General features: G+C 62.6%; 25 protein-coding genes. 14 read left to right on the top strand and 11 right to left on the bottom strand.

Translation table 11 applies throughout. The annotated features are described in order from the left end of the window. Positions 1 to 31: 31 nt before the first annotated feature. Positions 32 to 1,093: an asparaginase gene (locus JJ959_RS12585; protein WP_292884114.1), complete on the bottom strand. Its 1,062-nt coding sequence runs from the start codon at positions 1,091 to 1,093 to the stop codon at positions 32 to 34. A gap of 86 nt (positions 1,094 to 1,179) precedes the next feature. Between JJ959_RS12585 and JJ959_RS12580 the strand changes: the two genes are divergently transcribed. Then, complete coding sequence (locus tag JJ959_RS12580) at positions 1,180 to 1,773, top strand: RNA methyltransferase (protein ID WP_292884113.1); 594 nt, start codon at positions 1,180 to 1,182, stop codon at positions 1,771 to 1,773. On the opposite strand, the gene JJ959_RS12575 is transcribed toward JJ959_RS12580, so the two are convergent. After that, positions 1,770 to 2,453, bottom strand: coding sequence for a ChrR family anti-sigma-E factor (locus JJ959_RS12575; RefSeq protein WP_292884112.1), 684 nt, complete (start codon positions 2,451 to 2,453; stop codon positions 1,770 to 1,772). The two genes, JJ959_RS12580 and JJ959_RS12575, sit on opposite strands and share 4 nt — an antisense overlap. A gap of 2 nt (positions 2,454 to 2,455) precedes the next feature. After that, positions 2,456 to 2,995 carry a sigma-70 family RNA polymerase sigma factor gene (locus tag JJ959_RS12570; protein WP_292884174.1) on the bottom strand — a complete coding sequence of 180 codons (540 nt, stop codon included), beginning with the start codon at positions 2,993 to 2,995 and terminating at the stop codon, positions 2,456 to 2,458. A gap of 276 nt (positions 2,996 to 3,271) precedes the next feature. On the opposite strand from JJ959_RS12570, the gene JJ959_RS12565 reads away from it, so the two are divergent. The 10 genes from JJ959_RS12565 to JJ959_RS12520 all read left to right on the top strand — a co-directional run bounded on the left by JJ959_RS12565 (position 3,272) and on the right by JJ959_RS12520 (position 13,644). Then, positions 3,272 to 3,784: an invasion associated locus B family protein gene (locus JJ959_RS12565; RefSeq protein WP_292884111.1), complete on the top strand. Its 513-nt coding sequence runs from the start codon at positions 3,272 to 3,274 to the stop codon at positions 3,782 to 3,784. Between the two features lie 99 nt (positions 3,785 to 3,883). Next, positions 3,884 to 5,026, top strand: a complete 1,143-nt coding sequence (gene rlmN, locus JJ959_RS12560; protein WP_292884110.1) for a 23S rRNA (adenine(2503)-C(2))-methyltransferase RlmN — start codon at positions 3,884 to 3,886, stop codon at positions 5,024 to 5,026. Positions 5,027 to 5,697: 671 nt separating this feature from the next. Next, positions 5,698 to 6,720: a glycosyltransferase family A protein gene (locus JJ959_RS12555; protein WP_292884109.1), complete on the top strand. Its 1,023-nt coding sequence runs from the start codon at positions 5,698 to 5,700 to the stop codon at positions 6,718 to 6,720. 75 nt (positions 6,721 to 6,795) lie between these two features. Then, entirely contained in the window at positions 6,796 to 7,572 is a 777-nt protein-coding gene (rfbF, locus tag JJ959_RS12550) for a glucose-1-phosphate cytidylyltransferase (protein WP_292884108.1), read from the top strand. Between the two features lie 36 nt (positions 7,573 to 7,608). Then, a complete protein-coding gene (locus JJ959_RS12545; protein WP_292884107.1) occupies positions 7,609 to 8,835 on the top strand; it encodes a class I SAM-dependent methyltransferase in 1,227 nt (408 codons plus the stop codon). Further along, positions 8,832 to 9,407 (top strand): dTDP-4-dehydrorhamnose 3,5-epimerase, encoded by a 576-nt coding sequence (gene rfbC / locus JJ959_RS12540; protein WP_292884106.1) that lies wholly within the window; start codon positions 8,832 to 8,834, stop codon positions 9,405 to 9,407. The genes JJ959_RS12545 and rfbC overlap by 4 nt, the downstream gene beginning before the upstream one ends. 108 nt (positions 9,408 to 9,515) lie before the next feature. Further along, entirely contained in the window at positions 9,516 to 10,565 is a 1,050-nt protein-coding gene (locus JJ959_RS12535; RefSeq protein WP_292884105.1) for an NAD(P)-dependent oxidoreductase, read from the top strand. A gap of 4 nt (positions 10,566 to 10,569) precedes the next feature. After that, positions 10,570 to 11,565 carry a class I SAM-dependent methyltransferase gene (locus tag JJ959_RS12530; RefSeq protein ID WP_292884104.1) on the top strand — a complete coding sequence of 332 codons (996 nt, stop codon included), beginning with the start codon at positions 10,570 to 10,572 and terminating at the stop codon, positions 11,563 to 11,565. 33 nt (positions 11,566 to 11,598) lie between these two features. Continuing rightward, positions 11,599 to 12,783 carry a radical SAM protein gene (locus JJ959_RS12525; protein ID WP_292884103.1) on the top strand — a complete coding sequence of 395 codons (1,185 nt, stop codon included), beginning with the start codon at positions 11,599 to 11,601 and terminating at the stop codon, positions 12,781 to 12,783. A 129-nt stretch (positions 12,784 to 12,912) separates the two neighbouring features. Beyond that, positions 12,913 to 13,644 (top strand): CmcI family methyltransferase, encoded by a 732-nt coding sequence (locus tag JJ959_RS12520; RefSeq protein ID WP_292884102.1) that lies wholly within the window; start codon positions 12,913 to 12,915, stop codon positions 13,642 to 13,644. A 14-nt stretch (positions 13,645 to 13,658) separates the two neighbouring features. Here JJ959_RS12520 and pgl read toward each other — a convergent pair whose 3' ends face one another. The 7 genes from pgl to JJ959_RS12485 form a co-directional block, all read right to left on the bottom strand. Continuing rightward, positions 13,659 to 14,333, bottom strand: a complete 675-nt coding sequence (gene pgl, locus JJ959_RS12515; protein WP_292884101.1) for a 6-phosphogluconolactonase — start codon at positions 14,331 to 14,333, stop codon at positions 13,659 to 13,661. Then, positions 14,330 to 15,286: a phosphoglycerate dehydrogenase gene (locus JJ959_RS12510; protein ID WP_292884100.1), complete on the bottom strand. Its 957-nt coding sequence runs from the start codon at positions 15,284 to 15,286 to the stop codon at positions 14,330 to 14,332. The genes pgl and JJ959_RS12510 overlap by 4 nt, the downstream gene beginning before the upstream one ends. Continuing rightward, positions 15,283 to 16,359 (bottom strand): AroB-related putative sugar phosphate phospholyase (cyclizing), encoded by a 1,077-nt coding sequence (locus JJ959_RS12505; protein WP_292884099.1) that lies wholly within the window; start codon positions 16,357 to 16,359, stop codon positions 15,283 to 15,285. The genes JJ959_RS12510 and JJ959_RS12505 overlap by 4 nt, the downstream gene beginning before the upstream one ends. After that, positions 16,352 to 17,071, bottom strand: coding sequence for an SDR family NAD(P)-dependent oxidoreductase (locus JJ959_RS12500; RefSeq protein ID WP_292884098.1), 720 nt, complete (start codon positions 17,069 to 17,071; stop codon positions 16,352 to 16,354). Before JJ959_RS12500 ends, JJ959_RS12505 begins: the two co-directional genes overlap by 8 nt. Further along, positions 17,068 to 17,844, bottom strand: a complete 777-nt coding sequence (locus JJ959_RS12495; protein WP_292884097.1) for a 3-deoxy-manno-octulosonate cytidylyltransferase — start codon at positions 17,842 to 17,844, stop codon at positions 17,068 to 17,070. The genes JJ959_RS12500 and JJ959_RS12495 overlap by 4 nt, the downstream gene beginning before the upstream one ends. A 6-nt stretch (positions 17,845 to 17,850) precedes the next feature. Further along, entirely contained in the window at positions 17,851 to 18,621 is a 771-nt protein-coding gene (locus JJ959_RS12490; protein WP_292884096.1) for an aldolase/citrate lyase family protein, read from the bottom strand. Positions 18,622 to 18,684: 63 nt separating this feature from the next. Further along, complete coding sequence (locus JJ959_RS12485; protein WP_292884095.1) at positions 18,685 to 19,758, bottom strand: Gfo/Idh/MocA family oxidoreductase; 1,074 nt, start codon at positions 19,756 to 19,758, stop codon at positions 18,685 to 18,687. 219 nt (positions 19,759 to 19,977) lie between these two features. Between JJ959_RS12485 and JJ959_RS12480 the strand changes: the two genes are divergently transcribed. From JJ959_RS12480 to JJ959_RS12470, 3 genes are all read left to right on the top strand, one after another. Then, positions 19,978 to 21,234: a hypothetical protein gene (locus tag JJ959_RS12480; protein ID WP_292884094.1), complete on the top strand. Its 1,257-nt coding sequence runs from the start codon at positions 19,978 to 19,980 to the stop codon at positions 21,232 to 21,234. 104 nt (positions 21,235 to 21,338) lie between these two features. After that, a complete protein-coding gene (locus JJ959_RS12475; protein ID WP_292884093.1) occupies positions 21,339 to 23,228 on the top strand; it encodes a carbamoyltransferase C-terminal domain-containing protein in 1,890 nt (629 codons plus the stop codon). After that, entirely contained in the window at positions 23,228 to 24,526 is a 1,299-nt protein-coding gene (locus tag JJ959_RS12470; protein ID WP_292884092.1) for a hypothetical protein, read from the top strand. The genes JJ959_RS12475 and JJ959_RS12470 overlap by 1 nt, the downstream gene beginning before the upstream one ends. Here JJ959_RS12470 and JJ959_RS12465 read toward each other — a convergent pair. Next, entirely contained in the window at positions 24,523 to 25,158 is a 636-nt protein-coding gene (locus JJ959_RS12465) for an SIS domain-containing protein (RefSeq protein WP_292884091.1), read from the bottom strand. The genes JJ959_RS12470 and JJ959_RS12465 overlap by 4 nt on opposite strands. Between the last annotated feature and the right edge of the window lie 2 nt (positions 25,159 to 25,160).

Raw genomic sequence — 25,160 nt, 5'->3', positions numbered from 1 at the left:
GCCGATCCCACTTCATGATGCGCGGGAGCGATCAGAAGGCAGGCGTCGGCCGGATGAAGCCCACCAGGGTTCCGGCCCAGTTGCGGACTTCCTGCGAGCAGGTCTTCTCGATCCGGCCTTTCTGTTCCGCGTCGATCACCCCGAGCCGGACCAGAACGGCGAGCACGGCGGCGTGCGATGCCCGGCCCGCACCGTCGTCGATCTTGATCGCGACACCGAGGCCTTTCTCCGGAATGGCGGCGGTGTAGTACCCCTCCGCTCCGCCTTTCAGGATGCAGCTCTGGCCGGTTTCCGCGAGCACCACGGAATTGAACTGGCCGGTGCCGGCAAGCATCAGCGGATTGGCCGCGCAGGCCTTGGCGACGCGCCGGCAGGCGGCGGCGCGTTCGGCGGGGAGTCCGTCCGGCGCGGCGAAACGGGCCATGGCGTAGGCGATGCCGCGCAGCGGCGCGCCGAAGACCGGGATGCCGCAGCCGTCGACGCCGCGCGCCGTGCGGGAAAGATCCATCCCGCCCATCTCGCCGATCAGCTCGATCAGCCGGGTCTGCACCGGATGGTCCGCTGCCGTGTAGCCTTTGGTCGGTTCGCCCAGATGCACCGCCGTGGTCAGCATGCCGGAATGCTTGCCGGAGCAGTTGTTATGCGCCCGGGTCGGCTCCGTGCCTGCCCTGATCAGGTCATGCGCGGCCTTCTCGCCATAGGGGAGCTGCGGTCCGCATTCGAGATCCTCGACCGAGAGCCCGATCCGGGAGAGCCAGGGCACGACCTTGTCGGTATGGATCGGCTCACCCGCATGGGAGGCGCAGCAGAGCGCGATCTCGGCCTCCGAGAGATTGAAGGCGTCGGCCGCGCCGCTCTCGATCACCGGCAGGGTCTGCAGCGGCTTGATCGCCGAGCGCGGATAAGTCGGGCGCTCCACGTCGCCGAGGCGGAGCACGTCCTTGCCGCTGGCATCGACCACGGAAACGATGCCGCGATGCACGGACTCAACCATGTCGCCGCGCGTGACCTCGATCAGCAGGGGGGCGGCATCGACGTCCGAGATGTGCGTGCGCACGATACGGTCGTCAGCGGCGAGGCTGTCGGGGCTCATGGGGCGTCTCCTGATATGTCATGGTTTTGTCCGGCGCTTTCGGCCGGTCTCCGTGCTTTCATGGCAACTTGCCTTGGAGCACGGGTTTGTGCAACACCGTCGCCATGCGAGGATATTTCGGAGTAGGCGTCGAGGGGATCAGCAAGTCCCGGAACGCCGGTGCGATCTACAGGACGGCGCATGCCTTCGGCGCCAGCTTTGCGTTCAGCGTGCAGGCGGCGATCTCGCTGCAGGAGCTGAACCAGGTGGACACGTCGGGAACGACGGACTCCCTGCCTTTCTATCATTTCGACACGGTGGAGGAGATGCTGCTGCCGCGGGGCTGCGCCCTGGTCGGCATCGAGATCACCGACGACGCGGTGGTTCTGCCGAGCTTCCAGCATCCGAAGAACTCGGCCTACGTGCTCGGCTCCGAGCGCGGCGGCCTGACCGACGAGATGATCGCGCGCTGCGACCACATCGTGAAGATCCCGACCAAGTTCTCGCTCAATGTCGGTCTCGCCGCCGCGCTGGTGATGTACGACCGCCAGACCTCGCTAGGCAATTTCGCCCGCCGTCCGGTCATGCCGGGCGGGCCGACGGAGCAGCAGCCCGGCAAGGTGCCCGGCTTCGGGCCGCCGCTCTGGGTCCGCAAGAAGCGAAAGCGGGACGCGGCCGCGGAGGACGCGGCGAACGACTAGGCGCGCGTGATGCGGTCGAAGAAACGCACCAGCGGGTTCGAGAATTTCAGTGGCCCGCCGGTAATCGCGACGCAGATGCAACCAAGCTCCGGGTCCGCCGTCGGGGCGTGATGATCGTCCTCGCCGTTCACGGCGAGATCGCCGCGCCCGTAGCGGCCGGCCGCATCGCTGAAGGCCCCGTCGAGCACCAGCGTCAGCTCGGCGCCCTCATGGCCGTGGTCCGGTACCGCGCGGCCGGGCTTCAGGCGGATCAGGGACATCTCGAAACGGTCGTCATTGACCGGAATGCGGCATTCCTCGATGCCCGGGCCGCGCTTGCGCCATGCGAGCGATCCGAGCGGGCCGCCGAGATAGCTCCGTAGCGGCTGCGGGACGATCTCCTCGGCCTCCAGATCCGAACCGACCAGGCCGGCCGCATCTTCCGCCGGCGAGTCGTCGTTCGCGGAGATTTCCGCGAGGGCCGCGTCCAGGGCACTCGCCGTCAGCGGCACCGGTTCGATCTCGTCCAGCAACAGACCGCCGATATCCTCGAACTCCGCCACGGTCCGGCGCAGGTCCGGGCGCAGGGCAAGCTGGGTCGCCACCAGCACCGAGACCGCCTCGGGCAGGGCGCCGCTGGCATAGCCGAGCAGCAGTTCCTCGACCGCCTGCTCGCTGCTTAATGAGATTGCTTCAGCCATGGTCACTCGAAATCCTTCATCTCGTGCCTCAGCCGGGCGAGCGCCAGACGGATGCGCGACTTGACCGTTCCCAGAGGCAGACCGCTTTCCTCGGCGATCTGACTGTGGGAGAGGTCCTCGTAAAAGGCCCGCCGAACCAGCTCCGCCTGCTCCTCCGGCAGGGCGCGCATGGCGGCGGCGACCCGTTTGCCCGCTTGGGCATTCTGCAGCGTCCGGTCGGGAGCGGGTTCCTCCGACGGGACCAGGGCCGGATCGTTCGGATCCAGCTCCGGACGTCTTTCCCGGCGCAGGCGGTCGATCCGCTTGTTCCGGGCGATGGTGAAGATCCAGGTGCTGGCGCCTGCCTGCCGGCGGTCGAAACTTTCCGCCTTGCGCCACACCATCACCATCGCTTCCTGCGCGACATCCTCCGCAACGGTCGGCTCGGCGCCGAGCCGCATGAGGTAGGATTTGAGCCGCGGAGCGAAATGCTCGAACAGGCGGCGGAATGCCTCCTTGTCGCGCCGCGCGGCGATGGCCTCGATCAGATCGTCATGAGTCATGGTCAAGCTGTGTCTGGCTTTCCTGCCGGTCATACGGATCGGTTCTACCGTCTCCGTAGCCCGCGACTCAAGATCGCGCTCCAGCATGGGTGTGCAGATTTGCTCTAACATGACGATGGTGATACGGGTACGCGAAGCAGACGGATCATTCGCCTCCCGAATTAATTTCGGGCGAAATTCTTCTTAGTCCCGCCACATTCTTTGCATTGAATAATGTCCGCTCAGATGGCATCCAAACTAACAGACGTGATAACCGGAATGGCTGGCTCAGGACCCATGACGCACTTCCGCTCGTTCTTGCTCGGAATCGTACTTGCTCTCGGCACCGCCGGCGCCGCGCAGGCCCAGGAGCCGCAAACCATCGGCCGCAACAGCGACTGGATCGCCTACACCTATCAAAGCGGGGGCAAGACGGTCTGCTATATGGCGAGCACGCCGCTCAAGGCCGAGGGCAATTATTCCAAGCGCGGGCATATCTATGCGCTGGTGACGCATCATCCGGATTCGCAGAGCCGCGGCGAGTTCAGCATCGTCACCGGCTATACCTACAAGACCGACAGCGAGGTCGAGGTCGAGATCGGCGGGCAGACCTTCCAGCTCTTCACCGACAACGACCGTGCCTGGGCGCCGGACGCGAAGACCGACAGCGCGATCGTCAACGCCATGATCAAGGGTGCCAAGATGGTGGTGAGCGGCCAGTCCTCGCGCGGGACCAAGACGACGGATACCTATTCGCTGACCGGCTTCACCGCGACCAAGAAGCTGATCGACCAGACCTGCAAGAAGTAACTCCGCCGCCGGAATCGTGAGAAGCCACGCGGGAGCGGCATGGCTGCTCTCTGCCGATTCGGCTTGCCTTCGGCGGCTGTTGGACTCATTTTAGCGCCCATGTCGACAGTAGCAGTTTCAGCCCCTGAAGCGCCGGTTCAGCCCGCGCTTAAAGATCTGGTCGGACTCGACCGCGACCAGCTCGCGGAAGAGCTGAAGGCGCTCGGCCTGCCGAAATTCCGCGCCGGACAGATCTGGCACTGGATCTACCACAAGGGCGTCACCGATTTCGCCGAGATGACGACGCTGGCGAAACCGCTGCGGGCGGAGCTCGCCGCGCATTACAAGATCGGCCGCCCGGAAATCACCCGCGAGCAGTGGAGCACGGACGGTACCGCCAAGTGGCTGCTGAAGTTCGATGACGGCAACGAGGCCGAAGCGGTCTTCATCCCGGACGACGATCGGGGCACGCTCTGCATCTCCAGCCAGGTCGGCTGCACGCTCACCTGCTCCTTCTGTCATACCGGCACCCAGCGCCTGGTGCGCAATCTGACCGCCGGTGAGATGGTGGCGCAGATCCTGGTCGCGCTCGACCGGCTGAACGGCTTTCCAACAGCGCAGGAAGACCGGCGCCTGACCAACATCGTGCTGATGGGCATGGGCGAGCCGCTCTACAATTTCGACAATGTGAAGCGTGCGATGATGATCGCCATGGACGGCGAGGGCCTCGGCCTCTCCAAGCGCCGGATCACGCTCTCGACCTCCGGCATCGTTCCCGAGATGGAGCGCTGCGGCGAGGAGATCGGGGTGAACCTTGCGGTCTCGCTGCATGCCTGCAACGACGAGCTGCGCAACAAGCTGGTGCCGATCAACAAGAAGTACCCGATCAAGGAGCTGATCGAGGCCTGCAAATCCTATCCCGGCGTCAACAACGCGCGCCGCATCACCTTCGAATACGTGATGCTGAAGGGCGTGAACGACAGCCTCGAGGACGCGCGGGCGCTGGTGAAGCTGATCGAGGACATCCCGGCCAAGATCAACCTGATCCCGTTCAATCCCTGGCCCGGCGTCGAGTACGAATGCTCCGACGACGAGACCATCGAGGCCTTCGCCCAGGTGGTTCTGAAGGCGGGCTACGCCTCGCCGGTGCGGACTCCGCGCGGCCGGGACATCCTGGCGGCCTGCGGCCAGCTCAAGTCGGCGAGCGAACGGCTCCGCAAGAAGGACCGCATCGCGGCAATCGCCGCTGCGAGCGCGGGGTAGGCGCGGTCAGACATCAGGGTAGATTGATTTACTCTTCGAAAACGCCGTAATCACAATAGGTTGCGGCGTTTTTCATTCAATGGGCCTTGCCGTGATCCGCCGTCTTCGTCGGTTTGGACAATATCCCATCGATCTGCCGGCGGTGTTTGCAGTCTCGTGTTCGCGCCTAACGCGACCTGTCCCCAGCACAGCAACACGGATGTCGAGGAAAGCTACATCTCTGTGGCTAGTGCCTGGTCGGAGAACGAGATGGCGGTCTAAGCGCCGGGCGCGCCGATCCTTAACAAGCCGGGGCATGAACGCCGGATCACCACAGGGAACATAGATCCCTGCCTGTTCGCCTGGGCCTGGATCGGGCCGAGCGACTCCTTGACCGCGCAGGAGATGAAATCTCCAAGATGCGGAAGAAGGACCTGAGCGGACTCGCGACGCTCGCGCCGGAAGCCGCAGCCGTTTTAGGGCGCCCGAATAGGCTGTTCCCCACTGTGTAATCGTGGTATTCGACCGGCCAAACGAGCGTTGTTTGAGACGTCAATTTGTGGGTCGCCAGCAAGAATTCGCTCTGCTTTGCCGGCTTGGGAAGTTGACAGCTCGGCGCGAACAAAACGGCCCAGAGCGCGGATCGCCCGGGCCAGGTAAAATGGGTCTGTCGGGAGTTGGGGCGCCTCGGGATGAAGAACAAGCACCACGCGCTGCTAATTCTGAGTAACCACAAGCATAGCATCGTCAAGCGGCAGATTGCCTCCCTGGAGATCCAGGGCTTCAAGGACGATATAATTTTTTGCGACGGGTCACCCGAAAACATTGCCGAGACCGGGCTTCGCTTGCCGGAACACGCACGCCACATCCATCTTCCGCCGTCGACAAGCGGCGCCGACGGCATCAACCGCAGTTTCTTCAGACGCATCCGTACAGCGGTCGAGGCGACGGACGCGGAAATCATTACCCTGTGTCCGGCCGATGATTTTCTCTTCATTCCGGTGGTGGCGCAGGCCGTCGATCTCATGATCCAGAAGCCGGAATTTTCGACCTGCCTTTACAACGGCCTGACATACATGAAGGGCGAGGTCGCCGACTACCGCCAGGTCGCTATCGGGCATGGGGACTGGCGTAAGCGGGTTGCCTTCCACGCGATTGGTGGCAGCTCGACCTTCTGGGCCTCGCATCGACGGAGCACACTCGCCAAGATCGTTGCGCATGTCGACGAACTCGACGTTTCACATACCGTCATCGAGACGACGATGTATTTCCTGATGATTGCGCTCGGTAAAGTCGCCCGCATCAACAGGCTCGGTCGGGTTCGCGACATCTTCGATCCACCGCGCGACAAGCCCGGAGAACTCACCGGGTTTAAGGATTTCGGATTCTGGACCGAGGTCTCGAACGACCTCCGACGGATCACGCCGATCGTGGTCGACATCCTTAAGGCAGAGTATCCCGAAATGGCCGAGCGTGAGATCATCGACATCTACATCGAATATTTTGCGTCGTTCTTCGCTCTCCGCTTGGATCGGTCCGGACCCTTCAGAATTCCGGAGAAGACGCAACGCTTCAAGGCGGTCGATGCCGCCAATTCTATGGCAACGCACGACGAACTGCTTCGGGACTACAAAGAGAACTGCGTTCCCGTGGTCCGGCGTGTGCAGCAGTTGTTGATGACGCCGGAGCTCGCGGCTTCGGCTGCCGGACGGTAGGGCTGACGCAGCGCATTGCGCGACGGGGGCCGTCGAGGGTCTGATGCGTTCTCCTGAAACAAGGATGGATAGGGTATGCAAGCGGTAATTTTGTGCGGTGGGCTCGGGACGCGGCTGCGTGAGGAAACCGAATTCCGCCCCAAACCGATGGTATCTGTCGGCGAGCATCCTGTCCTGTGGCACATCATGAAACACTACAGTGTGCACGGTATCACCGATTTCATCGTCGTCCTCGGCTACAAGGGCGACGTCATCAAACGCTATTTCCTCGAGTACGAACTGCAGAACTGCGACGTCACGCTCGAGCTGGGCAAGGGCGGCATCCTCACCAAGCACGACCAGCATGGCGAAGCCGACTGGCGGATCACACTGGCTAATACCGGCGCCGAGACGCTGAAGGGCGGCCGGATCAAGCGTATCGAGAAATACATCGAAGGCGACATTTTCCTGGCGACCTACGGCGACGGCCTGTCGAACGTAGACATCACCAAGCTGATCGCGTTCCACAAGTCGCACGGCAAGATCGCCACCGTGACAGGCGTCAATCCGGCGGCGCGGTTTGGCGAACTGCGGGTCGACGGCGACCGCATTATGCGGTTCGCCGAGAAGCCGGAGAAGCCGCGTGACTATATTAACGGTGGCTTTTTCGTCTTCGATCGGCGGTTCTTCGATTATCTGACCCCGGACGAGCATTGCGATCTCGAAACGGGTGCGTTCGAGGAACTGGCCCAAAATGGAGAGATGATGATCTTCCGGCACGACGCTTTCTGGGGATGCATGGACACGCAGCGCGACGCGGACTGGCTCCGCTCGCTATGGGAGTCCGGGAAAGCCCCCTGGAAGACGTGGTAACCTCCTGTACCCGAACAGCCCGATAGATCCCGACCTATGCCCAAGTGCCGTAGCTGCAACGCCCCGCTTAAGACCCCATTCTGCGATCTCGGCGCGACCCCGCTCGCCAACGCCTTGGTCGCCCCTGACCGGCTCCCATTCGGAGAAGTCCACTATCCGCTGTTCGCCTGGGTCTGCGACGACTGCCGCCTTGTCCAGCTCGACGCCTTCGTGTCGCGCGCCGAGATCTTCTCGGACTACCCATACTTCTCCTCGTTCTCGACGAGCTGGCTTGAACATGCCCGGAAGCTCGTCGAGGGTTTGACCAGGCGCTTCGGCATCGGCCCGCAATCGATGGTCTACGAGATCGCCAGCAACGACGGCTATCTCCTGAAGAACTTCGTCGCTGCCGATATTCCCTGCCTCGGTATCGATCCTGCGGCCAATATCGCCGCGGCCGCCAACTCCGCTGGCGTGCCGACCCATTGCGCCTTCTTCGGCAAGGCCTGCGCGGAGGAGGTCAAGGCCCGTCACGGCGCCGCCGACCTGATGATCGCCAACAACGTCCTGGCCCATGTCCCGGACCTCGCTGATTTCGTGTCCGGCTTCAAGGCGCTGCTGGCGCCGGAAGGCGTCGTCAGCTTCGAGTTTCCACACCTGTTGCGGCTGATCGAAGACGTTCAGTTCGACACAATCTACCACGAGCATTTCAGCTATTTCTCGCTGCTCTCTGTCGAACGCCTGATGGTGGCTTACGGGTTACGCGCCTTCGACGTCGAGCAGTTGCCGACCCATGGCGGATCGCTGCGGCTCTTCGTCTGCCAGGCCGACGCGGACCGAGAGGAGACCCAGGCGCTGCGAGATCTGCGCGCTGTCGAGGCGGCGTTCGGCATGGCAGAGGAGCGGGCTTATGCCAGGTTCCAGGACAAGGTTTCGGCGGTCAAACGGGACTTCCTGCGCTTCCTGCTCGACGCTGCGGCGGCAGGCAAACGCGTCGCTGGGTACGGTGCCGCGGCCAAGGGCAATACGTTTCTGAACTACTGCGGCGTCCGCAAGGACCTGATTTCCTTCGTCGTCGATCGCAGTCCGCACAAGCAGGGCTTGCTGCTACCGGGCTCGCTGATCGAGATTTCCGGACCGGATCGGATATTCGCCGAGAAACCCGACTACATCGTCATCCTGCCGTGGAACCTGAAGGAGGAGATCGTCGCGCAGCTCTCCGAGGTTCGGAGCTGGGGCGGGCAGTTTGTGGTTGCGGTGCCGAGGCTGGAGATCATCCCGTGACGCTGCGCTTCACGCCGACGGGCATCGACGGCACCTGGATCGTTGACACCGAACCGTTCGCGGACGATCGCGGCGCCTTCGCCCGGATCTTCAGCCTGAGTGATTTCAGGAAACTCGGGCTCGAAACCGGCTGGCGCCAGATCAGTGCCTCGAGCAATTTTGTCAGGGGCACGCTACGCGGGCCGCATTTCCAGCGAGGCGACCGGTCCGAAGTCAAACTGGTGCGCTGCGAGCGCGGCAGTATCTTCGACGTGGTGGTCGACCTGCGTCCGTCGTCTCCGTCCTTCGGGACCTACGTGTCTCTCGAACTCTCCGAGGCCAATCGCCGAGCGGTCTACGTGCCCAAGGGGTGTGCCCACGGTTTTATGACGCTTGAGGACGACAGCGTCGTTAACTACTTCATCTCCGAGGATTTTGATGCCGCTGCGTCGAGTGGCCTGTTGTGGTGTGACGAGGAAGTCGGCATCGAATGGCCTTTCGCGCCGGTCAGGATCTCGGAAAAGGACAGCAGGCTGCCGCGTCTGGCGGATCTTCGCGCGGCCAGGGACCCGGGCGTCTTTCCGGGCGTCTGATACCGTGCGCGGCCTTTCCGCCGCCGCGCCTTGTGACAGATATCTCTTTGGATATACTGCGGGCACGTTCAAAAGCGTGCCCCCCTTTCTAATTGCGAGATCCGAGCTGTGCGAATATTGGTGATTGGAAACTTGGGCTACATCGGCCCGGTCGTCGTCGAGCATCTGCGGCGGACCTTTCCGGACGGAGCAATACACGGCTTCGACACCGGGCTTTTTGCCGGTTGCCTGATGAGCGGCGGCTTGCTCCCGGAAGTGGCGCTGGACAACCAGCGTTTCGGCGATGTCAGGCGATGCCCGTCGGACGTCTTCGCAGGGGTTGATGCCGTCGTATATCTGGCCGCACTCTCGAACGATCCGATTGGCAACGCCTTCGAGAAGCCGACCATGGAGATCAATGCCGACTGCGCCGTCGCGGCCGCCAGGATGGCGAAGGCGTCCGGTGTTCGGCATTTCGTCTTCGCCTCAAGCTGCTCGGTCTACGGCGCCGGCGGCAACGAGGCAAAGGACGAGAATGCCAATCTCGCGCCGCAGACCGCGTACGCCAAGTCGAAGATCGCCGCAGAGCAGGGGCTGGCTGAACTTGCGGACGCTTCCTTATCGGTCACCAGCCTGCGCTTCGCCACCGCCTGCGGCTTCAGCCCGCGCCTGCGCCTCGATCTCGTGCTCAACGATTTTGTCGCCTCGGCGCTGAGTACCGGCGAGATCGTGGTGCTCTCGGACGGCAGCCCGTGGCGACCGCTGATCCACGTCCGCGACATGGCTCGGGCGATCGAGTGGGCGATCGGGCGCGACGCTGACGTCGGCGGGGCCTTCCTCGCGGTTAATACCGGCGCCGATGCCGGAAACTACCAGATCCGCGACCTCGCCGAGGCGGTCGCGGCCGAACTTGGCGGCATCCAGGTCTCGATCAATCGCGACGCCTCGCCGGACAAGCGCTCTTACCGGGTGAGTTTTGCCAAATTCCACGAGCTCGCCCCGGCACACCAGCCACGCTTTACGCTCGCGGATTCTGTTCGCGACCTTGCCAGCAACCTCAGGCGGTGCGGCTTCTCGGACGCCAGGTTCAGGGACGGATCGCTGATGCGGCTCAATTTCATCCGGCAGCTGATCGAGGGCGGCGCCCTCGACAGGAACCTCTGCTGGGTACGGGTTTAGACTGATGAGCGCAAACAACGAAAAGGCCGCGGCCGACGCACTGGCCAGCGAAGCAGAGGCGTTCGACAAGCGCATCACCGAGCGACGCCAGCACGGTTTCGTCGCCGATCTGCGGCGCATGCAGCCGAGCGAGTATTTCTACAAGAGCTTCTGGCGTCATCCCCATTACGCCGATCTCTATGTCGGCGAGATGTGCCGCAACTACCTTAAGTTCTTCGCCGAGCATGTCACGCCTGGGGCCCGCATCCTCGATCTCGGCTGTGGTCCCGGTTATTTCGCGCTCGAACTCGCCAGGGCTGGCTACCGGGTGACCGCCATCGACATTTCCGAGAAGAGCGTCGCTACCGCCCGCGCGGCTCTCGCCGAGAACCCGTTCCGCGACGGCTTCGGTAGCCTCGAATACCATGTGGGATCCTACGACCTTGCTCTCGAATTCGGCAGCTTCGATGGAGTGCTGGCGTCGGGCTTCCTGCATCATATCCCGGAGATCGACGAAGCTGTTGAAGTCGTCGCCCGCTGCCTTGTGGACGACGGCATCCTGGTCTGGCATGAGCCGGTGCATTCGGGCTGGACCCGGACTGACGCGGCATTCGTCGCGACCATCCGGGCGCTGCTGGCGGCATCGGGTCTGTGGTACGAGCCGAACCTGCCGGACGGTCTCGACGGGCCGGGACTGCTCGCCCTGACCGACGACATTCAGCAGGAATACATCCTGGAACGTGATCCGAACGAGGCCGACGGTCAGTCTCCGAACGACCTCTCACTCGACGGGCCGGAAATTGTGCGCAGCGTATCCGCAGCCTTTGACATTGTTCATACACAGCCTAGCTATTCATTTGTATACCGGCTGATGGGCGGGATGCGGGGTGATCAGGAACAGCTCAATCGCCTTGCCTCGCTGCTGGCGCTGATCGACCGTACTTATGTCGATGCCGGAATTCTCAATCCGAACTATTTTTACGGCGTTGCCCGGAAACGTGCGGTAAAGGATAATTGTTAGAGCAGTGTTCGCGGCGGCGAGCTGGAGGGCTACATGAAGATCTATATTACCGACGACGACATGTGCACGACCCAGAAGCTGAACTTGGCGCGCGTTCAGCGCTGGCTTGAGGCGAACGGGGCGAGTGTCGTCGACGACGTGGACGCCGCTGACCGTCTGCTCTGCATGACCTGCAACGGCTGGTCGCTGCTCGAGCAGAATTCCTACGACCGAATTAACAAGTACAAGGACAGCTTCAAGGGCGAGATGATCGTCATGGGCTGCATCGTCGACGCGCATCCGGGCAAGGTCAAGGAGATGTTCGACGGTCCAGTGGTCGGCACTAAGGGCGACAAGCCATATTCATTCGCCGACATCGAGGCGTTGTTCCCGGATTTCGAGATCAAACTTGCCGATGTTCCGGCCCAGTCAGTGTTCCGGCGCAAGGAAGACTATCGCGACTTCAACCTTTCGAAGCGCTTCATCAACATCGCCGAAGGCTGTGCCTTCAGCTGCACTTTCTGCACCCACAAGCCTGGCCTCGGCAATCGCCGCAGCCGGCCGCTCGATGACATCATGATGCAGATCGAGCAGTGTGTGCGCGAGGACGTCAAGATCATCAACCTGATGGGTATGGAGACGTCGCTCTATGGCATCGACGTAGGCTCGTCCTACCCGGAACTGCTGCGCGCCGTGCTGGAATACGACGAATCCTATCAGGTGCATGTCGCCCAGTTCCAGCCGCAGGGTATCTACCGCTATTACGACGATCTGCTTGAGCTGTTCAAGAACAAGCGGGTGACGGATATCCAAGTGCCGATACAGTCGGTTTCGGCCCGGGTCATGAAGATGATGAACCGGCGAGAGTTGTCGCAGTATGTCGGTCCCTTCATGAAGGAAGTCCGCGCTGTCAACACGCGCGCGATCCTGCGCACCGACGTCATCATAGGCTGGCCAACCGAAACCGAGGAGGAGCGTCTCGCCTCCCTCGACTTTGCGGGCCAGCATTTCGATGAGGTCGCGCTCTATTCGATCGAGCTGCATCCGGACCTTCCGGCATGGAAATACGCCGCAGACGCCTTCAGCCCCGAAGAACTCGTGCGGATCCGGCGCGAGTCCGTCGCTTATATGAGCGACAAGTACGGCATCGTGGTGCATTCCGGACAGCAGGAAGACAACATGATGAAGGACGCCGAGCAGAAACGCATGAAGCTGCGCGAGTTGCGCGCCGCGTCCTAGGCCGATCCGACGCGCCTCGCGTTTCCGGGGTGCTTCCATCGCACAACACACCGTCGTATGAGACACGCGAGTTATGTCACAGGTGGCTGCCCGTTGGGTTGCCGCAATCAGGAATGGGAGTTACCGGTCGTGGATGACCAAGCTGAATTCGAGCGCGAGAACCGGGAAGCCGTCAACCGCATGGTCGCCGATCCAAAGATGACCGAACTTACCCGGGCTTGGTTCGATCTTAGCTTCCGGCATCGTTATCCGTACAATTTCAAATGGATGGGCATGCCGATCATACAATATCCGCAGGATATCGTGGCGATGCAGGAGCTGATCTGGGAAGTTCAACCCGAGGTCATCGTGGAGGTCGGCATTGCGCGCGGGGGCTCCATCGTTTTCTACGCCTCGCTGCTCAAACTGCTTGGTGGGGACCGTGAGGTCATCGGCGTTGACATCGACATTCGCCAGCACAACCGGGAGCGCATCGAACAGCACCCGATGTTTAGCCATATCAGCCTGATCGAGGGCTCCTCGGTCGATGCTGGCACAGTAGCCTCGGTCGAGAAGGCAGTGTTGGGCCGCAAGCCGGTTATGGTCATCCTTGACTCCAACCACACCCATGAACATGTCGCCGCCGAACTCGACCTTTATGCCGGCTTGGTCGGCGTGGGCAGCTATCTCGTGGTCTTCGACACCCACTGCGAGTTCTTGCCGCAAGATCTGCTGAGCGACCGGCCGTGGGGCACCGGGAACAGCCCCTATACCGCGGTCCAGGCCTTCCTGGAGAAGGACAAGCGCTTCGTCCGCGTGCCGGTCGAAGACAAGCTGCAGCTTTCCTGCGCACCCTATGGTTACCTCAAGCGCGTCGCTTGATCGGACGGCATCGCTCAGGTGGTGAAACCGACCCAGCGGAGCCGGGCGCCCGCCCGATCGCGCAGCTGCGCGATCGGCGAGTCGGCGGCGGGCTCACCTGCGGCCAGCGCTTCGAGCATCCCGGCCTTGTCGGGCCCAGCGATCATGAGGATGCTCCGAGCCTGAAGCAGCTGTTCGAATGTCATCGAGATTCGGGCGCTACCATCTTTCGGCCGCCGCGTTGCGATACAGGGACCGTCTTGCCGCGCTGTGTCGTTCGCATTGAAGAGCGAGGCGGTATGGCCGTCTGGGCCGAATCCGAGGAGTGAGACCGCGGCCGGCCAGTGGCAGGCGGCGAGCCGGTCACCAGCCTCCTTCGCTGCCGTTTCCACTGATTCGGCGCTGCCGCGGAGACTGACGATGTCCGCGCCGGTGCCGGCGAAATGCGTGCGTGCCATGCCCTCGTTGCTGTCCGCGTGATCGACCGGCACGAAGCGCTCGTCGGACAGGGTGACGGTGACGCCGCGCCAGTCGGGCCGGGCGGCGGCGACCGCCTGCAGGTAGCGCGGCGGCGTGCTGCCGCCGGACAGCACCAGGGTGGCCCGGCCATAGGTGGCGAGGTCTGCGTCGGTCTCCCTTCGCACGATTTCGGCGAGCGCGGCGGTGAGGGCCTCGATCGACGCGAAGCGCTCGACGCGGCCGGATCTCATCCGCCCTGGCCGGCGACGACCTCGACCGGGTCGCCGAAATCTTCAAGCCCGGCAATCGCCGCCCGGCCCATGGCCAGCACCGCCTCTTCCGAGGCGCCGCCGATATGCGGCGTACCGAGAAAGTTCGGCAGCGACAGCAGCTCCAGATCCTCTGGCGGCTCAGCGGTGAAGACATCGAAGCCGGCGGCAGCGAGCCGGCCGTCCTTGAGCATCACCTTGAGGATCTCCTCGTCGACTAGGCCGCCACGGGCGAGGTTGAGCAACACGGCATCGGGCCGCATCAGCTTGAGCCTTTCGGCCGAGAGCAGGCCGCGCGTCGTCTCGTCGAGCGGTATGTGCAGGGTGACGATTTCGGCCCGGGCGAGAAGGGCGTCGAGACCAACCGCCTCGATGCCGTGCTCGGTATAGAAATCGGGGAAACTGCGCACGTCGTGAACCAGGATTGTGCAGCCGAACGGCTTAAGCAGGCGGACCAGGTCCTTACCGACATGGCCGCAGCCGACGATGCCGACGGTGCGGCCCGAAAGCTGGCGGCCCTGGAGCTGACGCCACTGTCCGGACCTGGCCTCGGCCGCCGCCGCCGGGACATGGCGCAGCAGGGCGATGGCGAAGGAGACTGCGAGCTCAGCGACCGAGCGCTTGTTGACGCCGGCGATCCAACCGAGGCTGACGCCGTGCCGGCGCATCGCCTCGAGATCGATCATGTCGGTGCCGACACCGTATTTACCGATGACCTTGAGCTCGGGCACGGCTGCGAAGAGCGCGTCGTCGAGCCGCTCCAGTGCGGTGATTGCCCGTTCGTGCCCTTTCAGGAAGTCGATCAGGGCCGTCCCCTTGAGCGAGACGCCTGCGTCGTTGAAGGTGGTGTTCGGAAAGCGCGCCAAGAGTTCGGCTCGCAGCACCGGATGTTTCGAGAATGACCGAGAGGCGACGGCGACACGGACCGGTTTCATGCCGCAGCCCTTGCGGTCTCGAGATAGTCCCGGCAGATCCCGCGCAAGGTATCGTCCATCGGGTACTTGTCTCGGGAGACCTTGCCCGACCTGTCCGCGAGGATCAGCGTCACCGATCCGGCGCCCTGGTTCTTCTTGTCGCGGGAAAGCGCGGTCATGAAGGCGTCGAGCGGGACCGGATGGGTCTCGAAGCCGGCATAGTTCTTCCGCATGACCGGTTGCATGCGCTGGTAATTTTCCTCCGAGCCGACCTCGAGCTTTGCCGCGACGTAGTTCGCCATGTTCATGCCGATTGTGACGGCGATGCCATGCGGGATCGCGAAGTCGGTCGCGGCCTCGATGGCGTGCCCGAAGCTGTGACCGTAATTGAACACGTTGCGCGGTCCCTGGTCGAACTCGTCACGCTCGATATAGGCCTTCTTGATATTGAGCGAGCGCCGGATATAGCCCATCATCACCTCCGGTTCCGCGAGGATCCGGGCGTAGTCTCCGGCGATCCGGTCGAACGAGTCAGGCCCGTCGATGACATGCACCTTCAGCATCTCACCGATGCCGGAACGCACGTCGCGCTCGTCGAGCGTCCCGAGGAAATCAGTGCTGATATGGACCTCGCGCGGAGGCGTGAAAGTGCCGAGGATATTCTTGGCGCTGCCCGAATTGATCGAGCTCTTCGACCCGATGCAGGAATCCGCCTGGGCGAGAAGGGTGGTCGGATAGAACACCCAGTCGACGCCACGCAGCATCGTCGCGGAGAGAAAGCAGGTGATGTCCTGGATGATGCCGCCGCCGATCGCGATCAGCCGCTGGTCGCGCCGCAATCCCTTGTCGACCAGATGGGCGACATAATCGGGCATCCGCTCCAGAGACTTGTTGGTTTCCTTCGCATCGATCTGTAGTACGGACCGATGCGCGAGGATTTTCGCCATGCGGTCGGCATAGAGCTCCGCGACGTGGGCATCGACGAGAAAATGCGCGTCCGCGGGGACGTTCGCGTTCAGGCTCTCAAGCGCGTTCGGATCGAAATGAACCGTGTAGGGCCCCTTGTGCGACTGAATGGTCATCGTCTCAGACACGGGTGAAGCCTCCGTCGATGGCGATGTTCTGACCGCTTATATAACTATTCTCGGGCCCTGAGAGCCAGGCGACGAAGGCGGCGATCTCCTCTGGCTTGCCCAGTCGTCCGACCGGGACCTTGGCGGTCAGTTCGGCAATGCCAGACGGGCCGAGGACCCGCTGGGTCAGTTCGGTGTCGATGAATCCGGGAGCGACCGAGTTTGCGAGGATGCCGTCGCCGGCGACCTCGGCGGCGAGCGCGGCGGTCATGCCGTCGATGCCGAACTTGCTGGTCGAGTATGGCGCCCGCTGTTCCTTGCTGATCTTGCCCCAGATCGAGCTGATATTGACGATCCGGCCCCAGCCCTTCGCGCGCATGCCGGCGAGCACGGCGCGGCAGAGGATCATCGGCGCCAGCACGTTGACGCGCTGGATGCGCTCGAAATCCGCCGTGTCGATCTCCCCGAAGGGCGAGATCTTGTTGATGCCGGCATTGTTCACAAGAATGTCGAAACCCTCGTCTGCGATGGATCTGGCGAAAGCCTCGGTCGCCGCAGTGTCGTTGAAATCGATCGCCTTGTATGTCGAACCCTCGGGTCCGGTACCATCCGGGGAGGTGCCGGTCACGGCGACGGCGGCGCCGTCGGCCATCAGACGGCGGGCAATGGCCGCGCCGATGCCGCGGGTGCCGCCGGTGACGAGGGCTTTGCGGCCCGAAAGCGACCCACTCATGAAGCGGCGGCCCGGTCGATATAGAGCGCCGTCGACGGATTTTCCGCCAGCGTGGCCTCGGCCCGAGCGCGATCCTTCTCTGTGTCGACACCGATGGTCTCGATCTCGGTCTTCACCGCCATGATCGTGTCGCCATGCTCGATGAAGCGCAGCATGTCGACGGATTCGAGCTTCTCAAGCGGCGTTTGCGGCAGGGCGCTGAAGCGGTCGAGATGGGACTTGGCGAAGGCAATGATGCCGGTCTGCTGGTACATCGGCACGGTCGCCGCCCGGGCCCGCGATGGGATCGGCGCGCGCGAGAGATAGAGCAGCCGTCCGTCCGGCGCGACCACGACCTTCACCGTGTTCGGATCCTCGTGATCCTCGATCCGGTAGAGCCGGCTGACCAGATTGACCACGGGGCCGCCGGTTGTTTCGTAGACACGCTGCATCTCTGCCAGCATATCAGGTCCGACGAGAATCTCGTCTCCCTGGACCATCAAAACGAGATCGTCGTCGGCGAGATCGAGCTTCAGATTGTCGATGCCTTCCTGGACCCGGTCGGTGCAGCGCTCATGGCTATCGGCCGTCATCACGGCTTCGCCGCCGGCCGCTTCGATGCAGTCGGCGATGACCTGGTCGCAGGTCGCGACGATGACCCGGTCGAAGCCCTCATGCAGACGGCAGCGGTGAAAGATGTGCTCGATCATGGGCATGCCGAGCAGTTTGCTCATCGGCTTGCCAGGAAACCGGCTGGAGCCCATGCGAGCGGGAATGATGCAGACGGATTGCATGGTTCGTTACCCGTTGTTCAGCAGTTCGGTGACGATTGCGGAGTCATCGCGGAGCTTTTCCGCGAGGAAGACCATATCGTCCCCGTAAGCGATAAAACTATAGCCCTCGCCGACGCGGCGGCGCAGCAGATCTTCGTCAGGCATCACGACATGGACACCGCCCGCCTTAGGCGACTGTTTCATGGCCGAGGTCACCCGGTCGAGGCAGGCGACGACGTCCGGATGTTCGAAATTTCCGGGATGCCCGAGCGAGCCCGAAAGGTCGTAGGGGCCGATGATGAAGCCGTCGATGCCGTCGACGGCGAGAATTTCGTCGATGCACTCGGCAGCCCGATAGTGTTCGATCTGCGCTATGAGGACGGTCTCTTCTTCCGCCCAGGCCTTGTAGCGCTCGAAGCCGAGGCCGTAATCCTGCGCCCTGGAAAGGCCGACGCCGCGGCTGCCGCGAGGCGGATAATAGATTGAGTCGACAGCCATCTTCGCGTCGTCTGCGGTGCAGACCATCGGCACGATCACGCCATGCGCACCGGAGTCCATGGCGCGCTTGATCAGAAGGGCATCATTCGCGCCGACCCGGACAAGCGGAGCGCAGCCAGACAGCTCGATGACTTGGATCATCTGGAACATCTCATTGGTGGCGATGCCAGTATGCTCCATATCGACGACAAGCCACTCGTAGCCGACCTTGGCCATCATCTCGGCAATTGGCGGGTAGCCGAAGCTCAGCCACGAACCAATCGTCAGTTCGTCGTTCTGCAGTTTCTTCTTCAAGGACATGAGCATGCTTCCCAAGGAGTCGGTTCTGGTGCGTCGGCGCGGGAGCCGGCGTTGCCTAAGACTTCAGCGCCGCCGCATGAAGTCGGGCAGCGGTACCTGCCGCGGGGTATTCTCAAGCGCCCATTTGGACCGCCAGGCCGGGTCGGCGCAATAGATACGATAGACAAGTTCCATTGTGCGGTAGGCGTCTTCGATATTCCCGCTTTCGACCGGCCGATCCTCGAGGATGGCTGATGCAAAGGTGTTGACCTCGCGCTCCCAGGACGGGTCCTTGTTATAGCGCACGGTCTGCTCACGCGGATCTCCCTGATCGTCCTCATCCGGATATATCACCGTCATCGTCTCGGCGCCGTAGCTCTTCGAACCGGACAGAATGCCGCTGAGCACAATGCCGCCCTTTTCCAGACCGATATCGAGATGGAAGCGGTGGCGCCACTGAGTGGCGCTCGAATGCAGCATTGCGACGGCGTCACTTGTGGAGCGCATCAGTGCATAGGCGTTGTCTTCGACGTCATGCTGCCAATGGCTGTTGCTGACGAAGCTGAAGACGTCGACGAACTCACCGGCGAACAGGCGCATCAGATCGACGAGATGGATGCCCTGGTCGAGCAGGATGCCGCCACCGGCGACAGCCCTTTCCGTGCGCCAAGAGGATTTTTGGCCGAAGCTGATGAACTTCGATTTGCCGTAGACGCCGCGAAGGTTGAGCACGCGCCCGAACTCGCCGGATCGGATCAGTTCGAGAGCATCGTTCACCGACTCGTGGTAGCGGTGGTTGAAGCCGTACATGACCTTGAGGTGCGGAGCGCGCGCCGACGCTTCGGCGACGCGGGCGATGTCATCGAGGTCGCGTCCCGGCGGCTTTTCGCAGAACACGTGCAGACCGCGCTCCAATGCCGCGATCGTGACTTCCGGCGCGATGTCGTTGGTCATGCATACGAACAGCGCGTCGAGTTCATGCTCGAATAGCGGCTTGTAGGTGCGGTAGCCGCTGACCCCGTCAACGATGCCGTCGGACACGAATTTCTGGTCGCAGATCGCGATCAGTTCGAGATGCGGATGGAGGTCGATGAAGTGACGTCTGCGTTTGCCTACGACGCCATACCCCGCGATGGCGACGCGAAGGGGGCGAGCCATGTCTGTCCCTGCAAATGCGTTGAGCAAGCCTGTGAAAAGGTACCCCAACCATAGAGGCTCGATAGGGGGATTTAAAGCCTCTTCACGCGCGCGACGGCTCTGGCGCGGTGTTTGCTGCAAGGCGCCGGACTGACTGAGATTTCATCCTCTTCCGCGTAAGGTGTGATATAGGACGGCCCCGAATCGAGTTACCGAACACAAACCGTTTACGGGGACAGCATGACCACGACGCCGAGTTCCACATCGGCCCCACGCCGCCGCGCCGTCTTCTTCCTGCGTCACCACAACGACATCGACCACATCACACCGATCATCTGGCGCTGGGCCCGGGAACCGGGTCACGACGCCCTGGTCGTCATTACGGAGTTGTCGGTAAGCCTCGGCGATTTCAGGCTGCGTTTCCTCGAAAGGCAGCCGGCAATCGAAGTGATATGGAAAGGCACCCTCGTCGAGCGCACCGCAAAGGCCCTGGGCCGGGGCGACTCCAGCCGCAGCACCGCCGGAGAAATCGTCCAGTACCTGATGAGCGACGGAATCCCGCTCGTCCTCGCATTCGACTGGGTCGGCGCCGAACTTGTTGCCTCCGTCGTCAAGGCGTCAAAGCTTCGAGGCGTCAAGACGGTGTCGCTGCCGCATGGTGACGATCCCTACGTCAATTATCTGATCACCAGGGACGAGATCGATTTCTCGGAAGTCGGGAAGTGGTTCAACAATGTCCCCATCTTCGACATCTTGGTTTCGCCGAGCACGGTCCATGCCAAGCGGGCTGGACCGAAATGGAAGCACAAGAATCGGGTGCTCGGTTCGCCGCGCTATTGCCCCGAGTGGCGAGGGCAACTCCGGGCCCTGCTCGCGCCCATCGAGACCGCGGAGATGGAGCGAAACCTCAAGATCGTCTTCTTCATCCGCAATGCCAAGTACGCTGTCTTCTGGGAGGAATTCACGCGTCTGCTATCGCTCGTCATGCAGTTCCCGAACATCAACCTTGTCGTCGTCCGGCACCCGCGACACTTCGAGGTCGACGGGCAGGAGGAAGACGTGCCGCTGCCCGATCCAAGGACTCTGCCGCTCAAGCATTCGACCTCCAGGCTGGCCTACGTCGCCTCTGACGCCTACCATTCCTCGCAATGGATTGGTTGGTCCGATGTCGTCTTCTCGCTCGGGACCACGGCCGTTTACGAGGCCATACTGGACGGTAAACCGGTGTTCGAGATTGAGTACCTGCACCCCAACCGGTCCGTCGTCAGCACGATGTTCCGGAACTCAGACGTCCAGAGTCGCGACCATATCTACGACTGGATCAAGCGGCTCTGCGATGATCGTGCCGCCGCGGCTGCCGGGTTCTACCGGAAAGAGGAGCTGGACCGTTTCCGGCGAGAGTGCATCGAGCCTGGTGGGGCTGACGTGCTCGGCGGCTACGTCGAAATGCTCAAGGAGCTAGCCGATTCCGGGCAACTGGGCTATAGCGGCACCTGAATTTCGGGACGTCGCGGGGCGCGACCCATGGAGGTTTTGCTTCCATGCGGTATCGGAGGGTCCGATGAGCGTGGACGTAATGCTGGTGCATGTAAATGAAACGAATGACGTTGGGACTGAATCTTGGCCGGGTAGACCCGTCCGCGACGCTTTTCGAAGGCACGCGAATCCTCGCCCATGTCGAGGAAGAGCGCTTCTGCCGCGTCAAGAAGGCCGTGAACCGGTTTCCGATCGAGGCGATCAAATATTGTCTCGCGCAGGTCGAGGGCGGGCTTGACGGCCTGGCGGCGATCAATATCGGCTTCGACCTAGATCGCTTCACCCTCGACGTCCCGGTTTACTATCTCGAAGAGTGGGCGAAATATCCGGACAAACCGGCCGAGGCGGCACGCTACGAGATCGGCCGGTTGAAGGAAAAGCATCCTGACAACGTCAGGGCCCGAATCACCGCCGAACTGACCGCGGCCGGCCTTGTGACCGGGTCGATGCCGCCGATCCACTGGTTCAACCACCATTACTGCCACGCGCTGTCCGGCCATCTCGCCAGCCCCTACCGGGACAGCCTCGGCATCGTCGCCGACGCCAATTCCGAGATCGACACCTTCAGTGTCTGGGAGTGCCGTGGCACACGGGTCGAGCGTATCTATGCCAAGCCGCTGCCCCATTCGCTCGGCTGGCTATACCGCGCCTTCACGCTGTTCTGCGGTTTCGACGCCTATGAGGGCGAGGGCATGCTGATGGGGCTCGCGCCCTACGGCAAACCCGACCCGGTTCTGGCGGAAAAGGTCGCGCGCATCCTGCCGTGGCGCACGGACGACGAAGGAGCGTTCGAGTTCGACGTCGATGCCGAATACGTCTACCTCGGCAAGCGCTGGCCGGGAAACGACAAGCTCACCGAGAAGCTTGTTGCCACGTTCGGCGAGCCTTGCCCGCCCGGGACCGAAACGCCGTCGCAATACTACAAGGATCTCGCCTACGCTGTGCAGGAGCGCTTCGAGGAGACCCTGCTACGCATGGTCGACCGTTTTGTTGCGCAGACCGGGCTACGTAACGTCACGCTGTCCGGCGGCGTGTTCCTGAACTGCAAGGCGAACGGCCGGATCTGGAAGGAGCTCGACTCGCTCGAAGGCATATATATCGTACCGGTCGCCAGCGACGACGGTATTGGCGTCGGCGCCAACATGGCCTATGCCGTCGAGAATTTCTCGACCGAGCGCTCCGACTATGCCCTTCCGGACGTCTATCTCGGCCCCGAATTCTCGAACGCGGATATCAAGCGGGCGATCGACAGCTTCTCGCTGCGCCGCACGGTGCGTAACGACGCCCAATACAAGGCGCTGGCAAACACGCTTGGGCTCGACGAGGCCCAGGTGCGCCGCGACCTCGCCGGCGACGCCGGCCATGCGCAGCTGAAGGCTCTGGCTGGCCAGCATCTCGCCGGTCACTGCTCGCATGTCGAGGATCTTGCGACCTATGTCGCCGAGCGCCTGGCCGAGGGCAAGGTGGTGGCCTGGTTCCAGGGCCGGATGGAGGCAGGTCCCCGGGCACTCGGGGCGCGCTCGATCCTTGCTGATCCGCGCGACATGGCGAGTCTCTATAAGGTCAATGCCAAGGTGAAATTCCGCCAAGTCTGGCGGCCATTCTGCCCAAGTTTGCTCGACAGCGCGAAGGATGCCTATTTCTTCAAGCCGACACAGTCGCCGTTCATGATCAACACCTTTGGCACAACCCCGCTTGCCAAGGATGTCGCGCCGGCGATCGTGCATGTCGACGAGACGGCGCGCCCGCAGTTTCTGGAGCCGTCGGCGAATCCGCTGTTCCACGATCTGATCTCGGCCTTCCACAGTCTGACCGGCGTGCCGATCGTCATGAATACGAGCATGAACATCAAGGGCGAGCCGATCTGCTGTACGCCCGAGGACGCCCTCAATTTCTACTTCCTGACCGATGCCGACGTGCTGGCGATGGGCAATTACGTGCTTGAGAAGAACTGATGGGGCAGGGTGTGCGCCGTGACGGCGGCGAGCCCTCGAAAGTGGTTGGCCAGATGCGGCGACGGATCGTCTTTTTCCTGCGCCACCATAACGATGTCGACCATATCACGCCGGTGATCCATTTCTGGAGCCTGGTCGAAGGCAACGACGCCTTCGTCGTCATGCTAGACGAAGACGTGGATCTGAATGATCCGAGGCTCGCCTTCCTCGTAGCAAAGAAAAATGTCCGCGTCGGTACGCTTGCCCAGTTGGCGCGCTCCACCAATCAATGGCTCGGCCGCCCGCTCCGCGAGAACCGCAGGGTCAGCGAGATCGTCGATTTCCTCGCTCGGGGAAGCGCGCGTATCGCGTTCGCTTTCGACTACGGTACCGCGCCGGCGACCGTCCCACTGCTCGCGGAAGCGCGTAAGCTGGGCATCAAGTGCGTCGCGCTGCCGCACGGCGACGATCCCTACATGAATTACATGATTACCACCAATGACCTGATTTATGACGGGCTGACGAGGTCCCGACGGGTCGGGGACTTCGACCTGTTCGTAACGGCGAGCCGCATCACGGCCCGCCGTGCTGACGAGGGCTGGCACGACAAACACGAGGTTCCCGGATCAGCAAGGTTCGCCGATGAATGGCTGCCCGAACTCGAGAAGATCCTGCCCCCGGCCGTCTTTCCCGGCAGCGAAGGCAAGCTTAAGCTCGTCTTCTTCCTGCGCAACGCGAAATACCCAATCTTCTGGGAGGAACTCGGGCGCCTGCTGGCGCTCGTGCTGCAGTTTCCCGGAGTCTATCTCGTCCTCGCCGGTCATCCGCGCCAGTATCTCGATGGGACCAGGACGATCGACATCCCAACGCCTGGAGCTGAGGATGTCAGCCGTCATCCCAGCTCGAGCATGACCTATGTCGCTGCTGACACCTACCAGGGAACGCAGCTGATCCGCTGGGCCGACGCCGTGCTCTCGCTCGGCACCAGCGTGGTTTACGAGGCGGTGCTGCGCGGCAAGCCGGTGTTCGAGATCGAGTATCTGCATCCCAACCGGACGGTGGTCGGCACGCTGTTCCGCAACGCCGACATTCAGTGCCGCGACCAAATATTTCAGTGGATCGCCAAGCTGTCGAACGACCCGGCAGGTACCGCCGCCGGTTTCTACCGCGCCGAGGAGATGAAGCGGTTCCGTGAACAGTGCATCGACCTCGGCAAGCCCGGAACGCCGGAACGCTACGTTACATTACTCCAGCGTCTCGTCGATGCCCGTGATATGTCAAAAGCTGCAAGCCGCGCCGCAGACAAGAGCGCTGATTAAGGAGACTTTTGCCGCCGGCGCTTCATTGCGCCCGGATTGCGGTCATCCGGCGTGCCCCAGCCGAGCGACAAATCTAGGATGGCGTGGATCAGAGCGCTGTGCGCCACTTCGACGAAGCCGTATTCGTCGCCGGCGACATGGAAGTTGAGATCTCCGGAAAGGCGCAGCGGATTGTCGCTGTCGAAGCCGGAGAAGGTGATGACGCCGCATCCCTTGTCCCGGGCCCGCTCCACCGCTTTCAGAATGTTCGGCGAGGAGCCGCTGCTGCTGATAGCAACGAGAATGTCGCCCTCCCGTCCATAATAGCCGACTTGCTCGGCGAAGATCGCCTCGCCCCCGACGTCGTTCACCAGAGCGGTCAGCATCGCGCCGTCATTCAGGGCGAGGGACCGGATGCCGCCGTTCTTGGAGAAGTCGAGCGCATAATGTGAGGCCATTGTGGCGCTGGCCCCGTTACCGATGAAGATGAGCTTGTTGCCGGCTTCATGCGCGGCCCGTCCCCGGGAAAGGAAGGCCTCGATCCCGGCGCCGATCGTCATCGGCCGTCCCGCGAGATCCGTGACGCTGGCTTCGCGGGTCAGGCGCGCCAGGGTGTCGAAATAGTCCGCAGTGCGGTCCGTGAGGCTGCCCATCG

This window comes from Nisaea sp. (genome assembly GCF_017640745.1).
In the GTDB taxonomy this organism is placed as follows: domain Bacteria; phylum Pseudomonadota; class Alphaproteobacteria; order Thalassobaculales; family Thalassobaculaceae; genus Nisaea.
The sequence above is the reverse complement of the archived record's forward strand: the minus strand, read 5'-3'. Positions and strand labels throughout refer to the sequence as shown.

Excerpts from the sequence above, each read along its gene's own strand:
- JJ959_RS12495 (WP_292884097.1), bottom strand. The coding sequence starts at position 17,844 with ATGCAATCCGTCTGCATCATTCCCGCTCGCATGGGCTCCAGCCGGTTT.
- pgl (WP_292884101.1), bottom strand. The coding sequence starts at position 14,333 with ATGAGATCCGGCCGCGTCGAGCGCTTCGCGTCGATCGAGGCCCTCACC.
- JJ959_RS12500 (WP_292884098.1), bottom strand. The coding sequence starts at position 17,071 with ATGAGTGGGTCGCTTTCGGGCCGCAAAGCCCTCGTCACCGGCGGCACC.
- JJ959_RS12585 (WP_292884114.1), bottom strand. The coding sequence starts at position 1,093 with ATGAGCCCCGACAGCCTCGCCGCTGACGACCGTATCGTGCGCACGCAC.
- JJ959_RS12490 (WP_292884096.1), bottom strand. The coding sequence starts at position 18,621 with ATGTCCTTGAAGAAGAAACTGCAGAACGACGAACTGACGATTGGTTCG.
- JJ959_RS12525 (WP_292884103.1), top strand. The coding sequence starts at position 11,599 with ATGAAGATCTATATTACCGACGACGACATGTGCACGACCCAGAAGCTG.
- JJ959_RS12475 (WP_292884093.1), top strand. The coding sequence starts at position 21,339 with ATGACGTTGGGACTGAATCTTGGCCGGGTAGACCCGTCCGCGACGCTT.
- JJ959_RS12465 (WP_292884091.1), bottom strand. The coding sequence starts at position 25,158 with ATGGGCAGCCTCACGGACCGCACTGCGGACTATTTCGACACCCTGGCG.
- JJ959_RS12480 (WP_292884094.1), top strand. The coding sequence starts at position 19,978 with ATGACCACGACGCCGAGTTCCACATCGGCCCCACGCCGCCGCGCCGTC.
- JJ959_RS12530 (WP_292884104.1), top strand. The coding sequence starts at position 10,570 with ATGAGCGCAAACAACGAAAAGGCCGCGGCCGACGCACTGGCCAGCGAA.
- JJ959_RS12470 (WP_292884092.1), top strand. The coding sequence starts at position 23,228 with ATGGGGCAGGGTGTGCGCCGTGACGGCGGCGAGCCCTCGAAAGTGGTT.
- rfbF (WP_292884108.1), top strand. The coding sequence starts at position 6,796 with ATGCAAGCGGTAATTTTGTGCGGTGGGCTCGGGACGCGGCTGCGTGAG.
- JJ959_RS12570 (WP_292884174.1), bottom strand. The coding sequence starts at position 2,995 with ATGACTCATGACGATCTGATCGAGGCCATCGCCGCGCGGCGCGACAAG.
- JJ959_RS12555 (WP_292884109.1), top strand. The coding sequence starts at position 5,698 with ATGAAGAACAAGCACCACGCGCTGCTAATTCTGAGTAACCACAAGCAT.
- JJ959_RS12510 (WP_292884100.1), bottom strand. The coding sequence starts at position 15,286 with ATGAAACCGGTCCGTGTCGCCGTCGCCTCTCGGTCATTCTCGAAACAT.
- JJ959_RS12545 (WP_292884107.1), top strand. The coding sequence starts at position 7,609 with ATGCCCAAGTGCCGTAGCTGCAACGCCCCGCTTAAGACCCCATTCTGC.
- JJ959_RS12575 (WP_292884112.1), bottom strand. The coding sequence starts at position 2,453 with ATGGCTGAAGCAATCTCATTAAGCAGCGAGCAGGCGGTCGAGGAACTG.
- JJ959_RS12485 (WP_292884095.1), bottom strand. The coding sequence starts at position 19,758 with ATGGCTCGCCCCCTTCGCGTCGCCATCGCGGGGTATGGCGTCGTAGGC.
- rlmN (WP_292884110.1), top strand. The coding sequence starts at position 3,884 with ATGTCGACAGTAGCAGTTTCAGCCCCTGAAGCGCCGGTTCAGCCCGCG.
- JJ959_RS12565 (WP_292884111.1), top strand. The coding sequence starts at position 3,272 with ATGACGCACTTCCGCTCGTTCTTGCTCGGAATCGTACTTGCTCTCGGC.